The sequence below is a fragment of the Enterobacter cloacae complex sp. IR5384 genome (assembly GCF_049237265.1).
GTDB classification, from domain to species: Bacteria; Pseudomonadota; Gammaproteobacteria; order Enterobacterales; family Enterobacteriaceae; genus Enterobacter; species Enterobacter cloacae.
Map to the genome: position 1 here is coordinate 134,697 of NZ_JBMKHJ010000010.1, position 13,083 is coordinate 147,779.

Annotated in this window: 10 protein-coding genes; 4 read left to right on the forward strand and 6 right to left on the reverse strand. The window is 49.6% G+C overall.

Going from position 1 to position 13,083, the window contains the following annotated elements; translation table 11 throughout:
• Positions 1-36 precede the first annotated feature (36 nt).
• The 4 genes from silA to silC all read right to left on the reverse strand — a co-directional run bounded on the left by silA (position 37) and on the right by silC (position 6,366).
• A complete protein-coding gene (gene silA, locus ACOTX3_RS11195) occupies positions 37-3,183 on the reverse strand; it encodes a Cu(+)/Ag(+) efflux RND transporter permease subunit SilA (protein ID WP_000574029.1) in 3,147 nt (1,048 codons plus the stop codon).
• A 10-nt stretch (positions 3,184-3,193) separates the two neighbouring features.
• Complete coding sequence (gene silB, locus ACOTX3_RS11200) at positions 3,194-4,486, reverse strand: Cu(+)/Ag(+) efflux RND transporter periplasmic adaptor subunit SilB (RefSeq protein WP_000157620.1); 1,293 nt, start codon at positions 4,484-4,486, stop codon at positions 3,194-3,196.
• A 113-nt stretch (positions 4,487-4,599) separates the two neighbouring features.
• Entirely contained in the window at positions 4,600-4,953 is a 354-nt protein-coding gene (gene cusF, locus ACOTX3_RS11205) for a cation efflux system protein CusF (RefSeq protein ID WP_001246155.1), read from the reverse strand.
• A 27-nt stretch (positions 4,954-4,980) separates the two neighbouring features.
• Complete coding sequence (gene silC, locus ACOTX3_RS11210) at positions 4,981-6,366, reverse strand: Cu(+)/Ag(+) efflux RND transporter outer membrane channel SilC (protein ID WP_000475506.1); 1,386 nt, start codon at positions 6,364-6,366, stop codon at positions 4,981-4,983.
• Positions 6,367-6,555: 189 nt separating this feature from the next.
• Here silC and silR point away from each other — a divergent pair, with 189 nt between their 5' ends.
• The 4 genes from silR (at position 6,556) to copM (ending at position 9,884) form a co-directional block, all read left to right on the forward strand.
• Positions 6,556-7,236, forward strand: a complete 681-nt coding sequence (gene silR / locus ACOTX3_RS11215; protein WP_000697968.1) for a copper/silver response regulator transcription factor SilR — start codon at positions 6,556-6,558, stop codon at positions 7,234-7,236.
• Positions 7,229-8,710 (forward strand): copper/silver sensor histidine kinase SilS, encoded by a 1,482-nt coding sequence (gene silS / locus ACOTX3_RS11220; RefSeq protein WP_000555736.1) that lies wholly within the window; start codon positions 7,229-7,231, stop codon positions 8,708-8,710. The genes silR and silS overlap by 8 nt, the downstream gene beginning before the upstream one ends.
• 244 nt (positions 8,711-8,954) lie before the next feature.
• The gene (gene silE / locus ACOTX3_RS11225) at positions 8,955-9,386 is read left to right on the forward strand and encodes a silver-binding protein SilE (RefSeq protein WP_000790485.1); all 432 of its coding nucleotides are present in this window, start codon (positions 8,955-8,957) and stop codon (positions 9,384-9,386) included.
• A gap of 147 nt (positions 9,387-9,533) precedes the next feature.
• Positions 9,534-9,884 carry a CopM family metallochaperone gene (gene copM, locus ACOTX3_RS11230; protein WP_000647571.1) on the forward strand — a complete coding sequence of 117 codons (351 nt, stop codon included), beginning with the start codon at positions 9,534-9,536 and terminating at the stop codon, positions 9,882-9,884.
• Between the two features lie 168 nt (positions 9,885-10,052).
• Here copM and ACOTX3_RS11235 read toward each other — a convergent pair whose 3' ends face one another.
• Both ACOTX3_RS11235 and ACOTX3_RS11240 read right to left on the reverse strand, forming a co-directional pair.
• Entirely contained in the window at positions 10,053-11,879 is a 1,827-nt protein-coding gene (locus ACOTX3_RS11235; protein WP_001239419.1) for an AAA family ATPase, read from the reverse strand.
• A gap of 563 nt (positions 11,880-12,442) precedes the next feature.
• A complete protein-coding gene (locus ACOTX3_RS11240) occupies positions 12,443-12,742 on the reverse strand; it encodes a helix-turn-helix domain-containing protein (RefSeq protein ID WP_001097216.1) in 300 nt (99 codons plus the stop codon).
• Between the last annotated feature and the right edge of the window lie 341 nt (positions 12,743-13,083).

Genomic DNA, 13,083 nt, shown 5'->3' on the forward strand with positions numbered 1-13,083 from the left:
TAAAGAAGGACACCCACAGGGGGTGCCCTTTCAGGTTCAGGACACGCTTTTTTTATGTCTGCGCAGCCAGATTAATTTGTAGGCGGCAGGAATAATGAACAGGGACAGCAGCGGAGCCGTGATCATCCCACCAATCATGGGTGCCGCGATACGGCTCATGACTTCTGAACCTGCACCGGTTCCCCAGAGTATTGGCAGCAGACCCGCAATGATCACCGCCACGGTCATGGCTTTCGGCCGGACACGCAGTACGGCACCATGATAGAGGGCTTCATCAAGGCCTTCCGGTGTGAACGTCTCTTTACGGGACAATTCCGGGTGCGCTTCAATGGCATGACGCAGATACATCAGCATGACCACGCCAAACTCTGCTGCCACCCCGGCCAGAGCGATAAACCCCGTTCCGGTTGCGACAGACATATGGAAGCCCTGCCAGTACAGGAACCATATCCCGCCAACCAGGGCGAACGGCAGGCTCATCAGGATCAGCAGGGCTTCATCAACCCGGCGGAATGCCAGATACAACAGGATGAAGATGATCATCACCGTCATCGGCACCATCAGCTTCAGTTTCTTGTTGGCATGCTCAAGCAGTTCAAACTGTCCGGAGAATGACACGCTGGTACCCGGTCTCAGTTTCACTTTCTGACTGATCGCCGTTTTAATGTCATTAACCACCGACACCATATCCCTGCCGCGCGCGTCAATGTAAATCCAGCTGGCTGGACGGGCATTTTCCGTTTTCAGCATAGTCGGCCCGGAAACGACCTTAATATCCGCAACATCGCCCAGCGTGATCTGCTGCTTCATCGGGGTCAGGATCGGCATCTGTTTCAGGGCCTGCGGGCTGTTCCGGTAATCCTGCGGATAGCGGATATTAATCGGGTACCGGGCCACGCCTTCAACCGTTTCCCCTACCGTCGCGCCGCCGATGGCTGATGAGATGAACAGCTGCACATCGCCCACCGTCATTCCGTAGCGGGAGGCTTTTTCCCGGTTGATATCCACATCAATGTAGCGCCCGCCTTCCAGTCGCTCTGCGAGAGCAGACACTACGCCGGGTACGGTTTTGGCGACCGCTTCGATACTCTGCGCCGTTGCATCGATATCGGACAGAACCGTTCCGGACACCTTGATACCTATCGGGCTTTTGATCCCGGTTGAGAGCATATCAATACGGTTACGGATTGGCGGCACCCAGAGGTTTGCCAGCCCCGGTAAACGGACGGTCCTGTCGAGTTCTTCAATAATCTTGTCAATCGTCATGCCTGGACGCCACTGATCCTCAGGTTTGAGCTGGATCGTGGTTTCAACCATTTCGAGCGGTGCGGAATCCGTGGCGGTCTCTGCTTTACCGGTCTTGCCAAATACAGAGGCCACTTCAGGAACGCTTTTGATTAACTTGTCCGTCGTCTGCAGGAGCGCTGCAGCTTCAGCCGGAGAGACACCCGGCAGGGTCGACGGCATATACAACAGGTCGCCCTCGTTAATCTTCGGCAGAAACTCACCGCCCACCTGGCTCAGCGGCCAGATAACGGTGAAAATGGACAAGGCCGCAACCAGCAGGGTTGTTTTTGGCCAGTGGAGAACCCGCAACAGCAATGGATGATACGCTTTGATCAGTACCCGGTTCAGGGGGTTACTGGTCTCTGCAGGAATTTTCCCCCGGATCCAGAATCCCATCAGAATCGGAATGACGATGATGGCCAGCGCGGCCGCGCCCGCCATGGAGTACGTTTTCGTGAATGCCAGCGGGCCAAACAGACGTCCTTCCTGACCTTCCAGGGTAAAGATAGGAATAAAGGACAGGGTGATGATCAGCAGGCTGATAAACAGTGCGGGTCCCACTTCAACGGAGGCATCGGTAATCACCTTCCAGCGGGTGGCGTTGTCAATCTGCTCACCCGGATGCTGATGATCCCACTCCTCAAGCCGCTTATGCGCATTCTCAATCATCACAATGGCGGCATCCACCATCGCACCGACGGCAATCGCTATCCCTCCCAGCGACATGATATTGGCGTTCAGTCCCTGGAAGTGCATGACGATAAAGGCGATACACAGACCAAGCGGCAGAGAGATAATCGCCACCAGGGCAGAACGTACGTGCCACAGGAACAGGGCACAGACGATGGCCACCACGATAAACTCTTCCAGAAGTTTGGAACTGAGGTTATCAATCGCCCGGTCGATGAGCTGGCTGCGATCGTAGGTGGTCACGATTTCAACGCCTTCCGGCAGGCTGGCCTTCAGCGTCTCAAGTTTATCCCTCACTGCCGTGATAACGTCGCGTGCATTTTTACCCGACCGCAGGATCACCACGCCGCCAGCGACTTCGCCCTGGCCGTTCAGCTCGGCAATACCACGCCGCATTTCAGGCCCGGTCTGCACGCGGGCAACATCCCGCAGATAAACCGGCACGCCGTTCTCGCCTGTTTTCAGGACGATGTTATTAAAATCATCAATGCTCTGAAGATAACCGCTGGCACGGACCATATACTCAGCTTCGGCCATTTCAACGGATGAGCCACCGGCCTCCTGGTTAGACGATTCAAGGGCCTGTTTCACTTCGGGCAGGCTGATACCATACTGAGACAATTTTACCGGATTGACCTGAATCTGGTACTGTTTCACCACGCCGCCAACCGAAGCGACCTCAGCCACGTTCGGGATGGTTTTCAGCTCAAATTTCAGGAACCAGTCCTGCAGAGAACGCAGTTCTGAAAGGTCGTGTTTTCCGCTGCGATCGACAAGGGCATATTCAAATATCCAGCCCACCCCCGTGGCGTCCGGACCGATTTCAGAACTCACACCGGCGGGCAGTTTTCCCTGTACCTGGTTCAGGTACTCCAGCACGCGGGAACGGGCCCAGTACAGATCGGTGCCGTCTTCAAAAATGACATACACATACGAATCACCGAACTGTGAAAAACCACGCACGGTTTTTGCGCCAGGCACGGACAGCATGGTGGTGGTAAGTGGATAGGTGACCTGGTTTTCTACAATCTGCGGGGCCTGGCCGGGATAGCTGGTTTTGATAATGACCTGCACATCTGACAGGTCAGGCAAGGCATCGACAGGCGTGTTAATAATCGTCCATGTGCCCCAGATGCTGAGAAACAGGGCCCCCATCATGACCAGGAAACGGTTGGCGACAGAGCGCCGGATAATCCATTCAATCATCGTCGTCTCCTCAGTGCCCTGAATGCATATTTACAGGCTGGTCAGACATTGCTGGCATACTGCTTTCTGTTTTTTCAGGGTGGCGCATACGTTCCAGTGCGCCCGTAATATTGGCTTCAGAGTCAATGAGGAACAGGCCACTGACCACCACGGTATCGCCTTCATTCAGGCCGGAGCCGATGCCGGACTGTTGCTGTGACTCATGCAGAACGTGGATCTGTTTCGGCACAAACTTGCCTTCATCATCAACAGTAATCACGCGCTGTTCTTTGCCGGTATCGATAACGGCCTGGCTTGGTATCAGCAGCATCTCCTGGCTTCTGGTATTCAGTTTCAGATAGGCATTCATGCCCGGCTTGAGAAACTCATCCTTATTAGAAACCTGGAGACGGACCTGAAGCGTACGGGTTGTCTGATCCACGCTGGGAAGAATATTCCATTTTTCGACATGGAATGTTTTATCCGGATAAGCCGGTACCGAAATTTCAAACTGCGACGTATCTTTCAGCAGATAGGCGATAGATTCTGGCACTGCAGCGCTGATCCAGACCGGGTCCATTCCCTGAATCTGAGCCACCACCTTATCTTTCGAAATATTCATGCCGGTGCGCAGGTCAAATGCAGTAATGACACCATCAATAGGTGCTTTAATGGTAAAACGGGTCTGAATGCTCCGGGTAGAACGCAGTCTCTGAATATCCTCTTCCGGCATACCTGCCAGGCGAAGCCGTTCCAGAACGCCTTTAATTTGCGTGGAAGTACCACCGGTGCTGGATAACAGAAGGAATTCACTCTGTGCTTCCACCCAGTCCGGAATGGTAATATCGATAAGTGGCGTCCCCTTCTTCACATGATCGCCAATCGTCATGGGGTAGACTTTTTCGACAAACCCGTCAGAACGCGCCTGCACAATAACAAACTGATACTCGTTATAGCTGACATTAGCCGGGATTGTCTGAGAATAATTCAGCATTCCTCGCGTGACTTTTTGCGTTTTTAATCCCAGATTCTGAACCTGGGTTGGGTCGATACGGATCCCGCCACTGCTTTTATCGCCACTGTCATCAGCATATTTTGGCACCAGGTCCATATCCATAAAGGGCGATTTTCCGGGTTTATCAAATTTGGTATCCGGTTTCATTGGGTCATACCAGAAAAGCACCTTTCGTTCCGGTGCCTTTTGTTCTGTTTTTTCTGTCTTTTGTGCTGAGTTTACATACTGCCAGGCAGTAACCGATATCAGCCCCCCTGCTATGAGGCTGCTGATAATTATTGCAGCATATTTTATCTTTAAAGAAGCCATACAATTTTCCGCTAAAAAATCAAAACACCTGGCATATGCGCCTGACGGTTAACTCACACATATACCTATGTGAATGTACAGGCGCACAGGATGTAATCGCTCCGGACAGCCAATCAGGACTGCGTCACGTTAATGCTTTTGAGTAAGGAGATATTGCCCTGCTGAATAAACGAGAAATCGACATGGTTGCCTGTTTTCAGGGCATTAATAGCATCGTCTGCATTAACAAAAGTAAAGCGCATGGTCATTGCAGGCCAGCCCACCGCTGGAATTGCTTCATGCGAAATGGTGATTTTCTTAGTATTCATATCAATGTCTTTAACGACACCGGTGCCCTTGATAACTTGCTGTACCGAAGCATCACTGGCAGTATTCATATCGCCATGCTGATGTGTTTCAGCATGAAGACCGGCAGAAAACATGACAGAGAAGGCACCAAATAAAACGGCTTTAAGTGAATTACGCATTTTAATTTCCTGATTAATTAAATAAATTTACTCTACCCAACCGCCACCCAGCGCGGTAAACAGATTAATTTCGTTAACCTGCCGGGAATAGGTAAGATCGAGAATGGTTTGCTGGGTAGCGAAGAGGGAACGTTCTGCATCCAGCACTTCGATGTAACTGACAGCACCACTTGCATACAATCCTCTGGCACGCTGGAGAGTTATCTGAAGTGAATCAAGATAACGCTGCTGTGACTCAAGTTGCTGGCTAAGGCTGTCGCGCAGCGCAAGCGTGTCGGAAACATCCTTAAAGGCTGACTGAATTTTTTGTTCGTAATTAACCACCGACTGTTGCTGGCGAATTTCAGCCAGCTTCAGATTGGCTTTATTCCTGCCAGCATTAAATATAGGAATTTCAATTTTAGGGATAAAATTCCACATTCCACTTCCTGACGTAAACAGGCTGGACAGCTCCGTACTGCTTGCGGAAAGACCACTGGTCAGGGTAATTGAGGGGAAAAAGGCCGCTCGCGCTGCGCCAATATTGGCATCAGCCGCTTTCAGCTGATATTCCGCTTCCATAATATCCGGTCGCTGCAGCAAAATTTGTGAAGACAGATTTGGTGGCAATTTTACTGGGGCTATCTCCCCGCCTTTCATCCCTTTTTCTGACGGAAGTGCGCGGTACGTTCCCAGCACCAGTTGCAGGGCATTGTTTGCCTGAGCCAGATCGCCTTCTCGTTTGGCTATTTCGGCGCGGGTACTTTCGATTTGTCCTCGCGCCTGTTCAAGTGCCAGAACGTTCGTACTCCCGGTCACGAGCTGCTGCTCAACGAAAGCATAGGACTGTTGATAATTTTTCAGCGTTTCCCGCGCAATACGAAGTTGTTCGTACGCCAGTTGCTGGCTGAAATAGCTTTGTGAAACGTTGGATACCAGCAGGATGTGTACGGCCCGACGGGCTTCTTCGCTGGCAAAGTAGTTCTGGCGATCAGCATCACTCATGTTCTTAAGTTTGCCGAAAAAATCGAGCTCATAGCTGAGCTCCAGTCTCGCGTCGTACTCCTGTGTGGTCGGCTTGTCACCTTTCAGACCACCGCTGTATGTTATCCCGGATGAGGCATTCAGCTGGGGATAACGATCTGCATCCGTGACGTTGAACTGGGCTCGGGCCTCTTCAACCTTCAGGGCAGCCATTCTCAAATCACGGTTATTAGTCAGAGCTTCACCGATCAACCGGGTAACCTGGGGATCGACAAAAAAGTTACGCCAGCCCGTATCCTGATAGCCATTTACCGCTGGCGTCAGGCTGTTATGGGACAGTGAAAACTGCTGGGGTACCGGTGCTGCGGGCCGCTGATATTCAGGCGCAAGCGACACGCAGCCTGCCAGGATGAATATCGTGCTAATGCTGAGTAATTTTAATTTGAACATAACGCTTCTCGTCCAGGCAGACCTGGTAAATGGTTCAAATGAAGTCCAGAGTATTGATAGGGGTACTTTACCTAACGCTCTCTGTTTGCCGGGTGACAGGATAATGACAATGTTGTCATTTTTGCTGTAATCCGTTGATAACGATCGTGGGCGCAATAGAATGACATTAGCAGCCAGCCGGGGAGCAAGATGAAAATATTGATCGTCGAAGACGAAATTAAAACAGGTGAATATCTCAGCAAAGGGCTTACAGAGGCAGGGTTCGTAGTGGATCACGCTGATAATGGTCTTACCGGATATCATCTCGCCATGACAGCCGAGTATGATTTAGTCATTCTGGATATCATGCTACCTGATGTGAACGGCTGGGATATCATCCGCATGCTGCGCACTGCCGGAAAGGGTATGCCGGTCTTACTGCTGACAGCCCTCGGCACGATCGAACATAGGGTCAAAGGACTGGAACTGGGTGCGGACGATTATCTGGTTAAACCCTTTGCGTTTGCCGAACTGCTCGCCCGGGTGAGAACCCTTCTGAGGCGGGGAAACACGATGATCACGGAAAGCCAGTTTAAGGTGGCTGACCTCTCGATTGATCTCGTATCCAGAAAAGTCAGTCGCGCCGGAAACCGCATTGTGCTCACCAGTAAAGAGTTCAGCCTGCTGGAATTCTTCATTCGCCATCAGGGAGAGGTTCTTCCCCGCTCCCTGATTGCCTCTCAGGTCTGGGACATGAATTTTGACAGCGACACTAATGCGATCGATGTCGCAGTAAAGCGACTCCGCGCTAAAATAGACAACGATTACGAGACAAAGCTGATCCAGACAGTCCGGGGCGTGGGCTACATGCTGGAGGTCCCGGATGCATAGCAAACCTTCCAGACGCCCTTTCTCACTCGCTCTGCGGCTGACCTTTTTTATCAGCCTGTCCACGATACTGGCTTTTATCGCATTCACCTGGTTTATGCTGCATTCTGTTGAAAATCATTTTGCCGAGCAGGATGTCAGCGATCTTCAACAAATCAGCACCACACTGAACCGTATACTGCAGTCCCCGGTGGATCCGGATGATAAAAAAATAAGCAAAATAAAGGAATCAATTGCCAGCTACCGCAACGTTGCCCTTTTGCTCCTCAATCCCAGGGGGGAAGTGCTCTTTAGCTCAGCTCAGGGGGCGGCACTACGCCCGGCAGTGAATTCAGCAGATTTTAGCGAGCACAGCCGCGCACGGGATGTCTTTCTCTGGACGGTGGAGGATCCTGCGGGACCGATGGATACCGGGTCCGAAATGAAGATGGAAACATACAGGATTATCGCCTCCTCTGGTCAGGCGATATTTCAGGGCAAACAGCAGAACTATGTCATGCTGACTGGCCTATCCATTAATTTCCATCTCCATTACCTCGATGCGCTGAAAAAGAACCTGATTGCGATTGCCGTCGTGATAAGCCTGTTGATTGTTCTGATCATTCGAATCGCTGTCCGTCAGGGGCACCTGCCCCTTCGTAATGTCAGCAATGCCATTAAAAACATCACCTCCGAGAATCTTGATGCGCGACTGGAACCGACACGCGTTCCCATTGAGCTGGAGCAACTGGTTATCTCGTTCAATCATATGATTGGAAAGATTGAGGATGTCTTTACCCGCCAGGCCAATTTCTCTGCCGATATCGCGCATGAGATCAGAACGCCCATCACCAATCTGGTGACGCAGACTGAAATCGCACTGAGTCAGGATCGAACACAGAGGGAACTTGAGGATGTCCTCTATTCCAGTCTTGAAGAGTATAACCGGATGACCAAAATGGTCAGCGATATGCTGTTCCTGGCACAGGCAGATAATAATCAGCTGATACCTGACAGGGTCATGTTTGACCTCAGAGCGGAAGTCATGAAAGTCTTCGAGTTTTTCGAAGCCTGGGCCGAAGAACGCAATATCACGCTCAAATTTAACGGGATGCCCTGCCTGGTTGAGGGAGATCCACAAATGTTCAGAAGGGCGATCAATAATCTGTTATCCAATGCCCTGCGTTATACCCCGGAGGGACAGGCAATCACCGTCTCAATAAGAGAGCAGGAGAGCTTTTTTGACCTTGTGATTGAAAATCCGGGGAAACCAATCCCTGAAGAGCATTTATCAAGGTTGTTTGACCGTTTTTATCGGGTGGATCCGTCCAGACAACGAAAAGGAGAAGGCAGCGGCATCGGCCTTGCGATTGTGAAGTCAATCGTGGAAGCACATCACGGAAGAGTGCAGGTGGAATCGGACGTACACTCAACGCGTTTTATCTTATCCGTGCCCAGACTGGAGAAAATGATTCCGGACACCCAGTGCTGGGAATAAAGATTTAAATGACAAAGATGTCATTAGCCTGTCATGCAGCAAACAGAAGCCATTCGATATAATTAGTGCAACTTATCAGGAAGGCTGGATTGCTTTATCAATATCCGGCGTCAGTGGACGCCAGGAAATGAATATCCAGTCCCCTCCCGGAGAAATAAACACTTCCGAACCTGTTTCAGTTATGGAACTGAAAACACCGGTTGTACTCCCCCGGACATCACTAATTAAGAAATGGAGAGTTATCATGAAAAATATCGTATTAGCATCCTTGCTGGGCTTTGGCTTAATTTCTTCGGCCTGGGCCACTGAAACCGTGAATATCCATGAGCGGGTCAACAATGCACAGGCACCTGCTCACCAGATGCAGTCTGCTGCGGCTCCTGTCGGGATCCAGGGGACTGCACCTCGTATGGCCGGTATGGACCAGCATGAACAGGCCATTATTGCTCATGAAACCATGACGAACGGGTCGGCGGATGCGCACCAGAAAATGGTGGAAAGTCATCAGAGGATGATGGGAAGTCAGACCGTTTCCCCTACCGGGCCGTCGAAGTCATTAGCGGCAATGAATGAGCATGAAAGAGCTGCAGTTGCCCATGAATTTATGAATAACGGTCAGTCTGGCCCACATCAGGCCATGGCCGAAGCGCATCGTCGCATGCTCAGTGCAGGCTGACGGCGAGGGAAGTATCTGTGCTGTCCTTATTTCCTTGATAGATTTTTCCGTAACCGGATATATGGCAACATCTTTGCCCCCTACAGGGGGCATTTTTATCAGATTCTGCTACAGTTAACGGGCATCAACGCTAAAAGGATATTTTTTATGAAAGCCAGAAACACTTTATTTGCAGTATTAATGTTATCCCTGCCAGCGATTTCAGCAGAACATTCAGAAATGAAAATGACTGATATGTCTACCTCGGCTTCGTCACAGGAATATATGGCTGGCATGAAAGACATGCATGACAAAATGATGGCTGCCGTAAATGAGTCCGATCCCGACAAGGCTTTTGCGAAAGGCATGGTAGCGCACCATGAAGGGGCAATAGCAATGGCTGAGACCGAGCTCAAATACGGAAAAGATCCGAAAATGAGAAAGCTCGCGCAGGACATCATTAAAGCTCAAAAAGGTGAAATTGAGCAGATGAATAAATGGCTTGATAGTCAAAAGTAAACATTGTAGAAATGTCACGACAAGCGTGATTTTACATCGTTCCTGGGCGCGGGAGTCGGTTAATCTTTATATAATTCAAACCCGATTAATTTCGGGTTTTTACTACTCTGTACTCCGGTCCTTTGTTGAGGACCGGAATATATGCACCTGAGATGCTTATTTAATACATTATCTCGTCATGGATACAATGTCGCTCAGGATCTCAACCAGCTCGCTTCTCTCCTGCGTTCCGTCATGATAGGTTGATCTTGAGATGATTCTTTCTGATGTCATCTGAGGCCAGAATTTATCTAGTACATTATCGGGTTTCATTCCCACAGCCCGGCCGATTATTTTTTTAGCGTCACAGGTGTCCGTAAACGTGACGGCTACACCAGTAATTTCCTCGATAAGATCCGGGCACAGATAGTTTTCTATCTCACGTTTGCGCGTAGCGAAAAATACCTTACCGGCCTCCTCTACTTCTTTTTTACGCTTCTGGATGGACAGAACCTGTGCAGGGTCTCCCCCAATATCGGAGTCCAGAAATACGCACCAGGGAAGCCCCAGATCTTTGGCCAGATTCAATGTAACCCAGTGTTTGACGCTACCACACCCTCCTATGAGGACTGGCACTATTTTCACGTCCTCCAGAGAGGCTGGCAGCGCACCTGACTGTTTTAATGAACTGGCCGCATGCCTCAGGAAAGTAACATCCGACTTTCCCTCTACCAGAACAATCCCCTGCGCCCTTTCCATACCGGTCTCTGGCAGCACCCCCAGGCTTTCAGTGGCTTCCTTCAGCACTGCGTCATCCGGCATTTTTACTACGGGTTCACCCGCCTCATTTCGGGTAACATAACGTACGCCTTCGACAGGGATTAATCCGGCCAGCGCCGGGACATGGGTGGTGACGATAATCTGACGGTGCGGCTGGCCTGCCAGTGCCAGTAACGCTTTCATCAGCATCATCTGATAGTTCGGATGCTGTGACGTTTCAGGCTCCTCTATGGCATAAATCACATTTCTGGGCGTCCCCGCGACATTCTTTTCAGCCTCAGCCCGAAAAAAATTCAACAGGATAAGCCTCCTTATCCCGCTGCCGCGCTTATTGATGGGGATGCCATTTTCCCCGTCCAGGGTGAAATTGAAGGTCCACTTGGGTTTCTCCTTAAATCGTGGAGTCAGTTCACTGGCGAGTTCGGGGGCCATTTCACGTAATTTATCCAGCGTTCTCTGTGCGACATCCAGGACGCTGTCCTGAATCTCATTTTCCAGCGCTGTAATTTTGTCCTGCAGCGCAGCCTGAGCGTCTTTTACGGCCTGCTGTAAGGGGTTTTTAGCTTCGGAATCCCCGTCGCTGCTTTCCCTGTCGGCTTTGAAAATCGCATACGTGGGCAGCAAATCGAGGATCTTACCCCATAATGATTTTGTGTCGGTTCCGAACTCTTTATCGACATCCAGCATAATTTCCGAACAGGTATAGGGGGCTGCGGCTTCCCTGATGGCCTGACGCCATAACGATGCAGTGCGTTTATCCGCCACATTTTTTTCAACTTCTTTTCCCACCGCCTTGAGCTCAGAAATTTTCATGCCCAGTAAATTTCTCAGGGGCTCCTCATCCGGGTGGATGCAGCGGATGCAGGTCTGCTCCGGTTTTCCTGAGGTCGTTGCTTTAAACGTTTTGACGATTTCAAAATTGCCGTCCTCATTCAGCAGATGTTCTGAGGCGAGCGTGGTCTGCACCCTGTCGTCGATCATGATAAAATCGGGCAGGTCATCAAATTCACAGGCTATTTCAAAACGGCCGTCCCCTTCTCTTAGGCTGAAACAGTTCATGTCATTCTTGTCAGCCTTCATTCCTTCTGTTTCAAAAAAAATAGCCAGCGCTTCCAGAAGCGTTGATTTCCCAAAGTCATTACGACCGACAATACCCGTCATGCTTTCATCAATAATGATTTCAGTAGAGTTTCTGTAGCCTCTGAAGTTTTTCAGTTTTAATTTTCTGAGCCGCATATGAAGTCCTGTGTGTAAGAAAGCGTTTTGCTGCAACCTGAATACAAAATATATTTTCAAATGCCTGCCAACAAGCAGGGATAACCGTTATTCAGAATATCTTAACGACATTTCGGGATTATGATCTGGTCGCGCTTTCAGAACTTTACTGCCCCTCAAAACACCGGAAACTAACTTGTGGTTGGTTACATGGCAAAGTTAAAACTCCAGAATCACGGGTAATGATTTCAATGCTTATTATATTTTTTGGAATTGACTCATGAGCTTTATAATTTAAATGATAATAATAACCATTCTTTTATGCGTAATATTTGCTACTGACACTGATGAATTTAAAAGAAGATAGATTTTCATTTACGGATTATTTCCTAAATTCATCGATAATGTGATCGACATAAAATTTTCACTGAAGAATGAAGAGATAATTTAAGGCCGAGCGAAATAGCTCAAAATGGTGTATTTAACATAACAGAAGAAATGAAAGGCTCTATCGCAACCTGATACTTCAGGCCGCTAAGGGGTTAATCTTGTTGAAGAAAAATTAGACCGGGAAGCGCCAGGCGTCACCATTTCTCCCGCCTGGCTGGAAGTGAAGAATAATTGTGCATAGCTCCGTATTCGGGCTTTGCATCTGACAATGGTTCCCTGGATGAAAGTACGATCTCCACTCCAAGGACGCTGAACACCCTAAACAAACGCTCAAAACCCGCACTTGCAGGGTTGGCCTCTAGTCGGGCATAAGTTTGCTGTGTTATACCCAAACGTTCAGAAACATCTTTTTGCGTCAGTCCATTGGCTTTGCGAAAGCCGATTAAAACAGGACGTAACTGATTCAAAGTCTTCAAAGCGTATTGAGTGTTCATAAGTGACCTTCCGTATCGACGAGTTAACAAGCATAACGCAGGGATTTACAGCATATAGGCTGTAATGCTCATTAACAGACTATAGGCTGTAATACGAATCCTGCCAAGATGCGGCATCTTTCAAATACAAGGCCGTATTGGGTAAGCAGTACACCGTTATATAGCACCCCTTGCCCCTTTGCTGGAGAGGGACCCACGTGATCGCAGGTCTTTTAGACGTTGTTGCTAACCGGCATGACCTGCCCCCACGATTAGATACAACACTCAGTTAGTAACGTCGGAATCTTCATTCTCAGAATGACCCTTTCTCCAGCCCGCTGCAAATTCAGACGGTGTCTGAT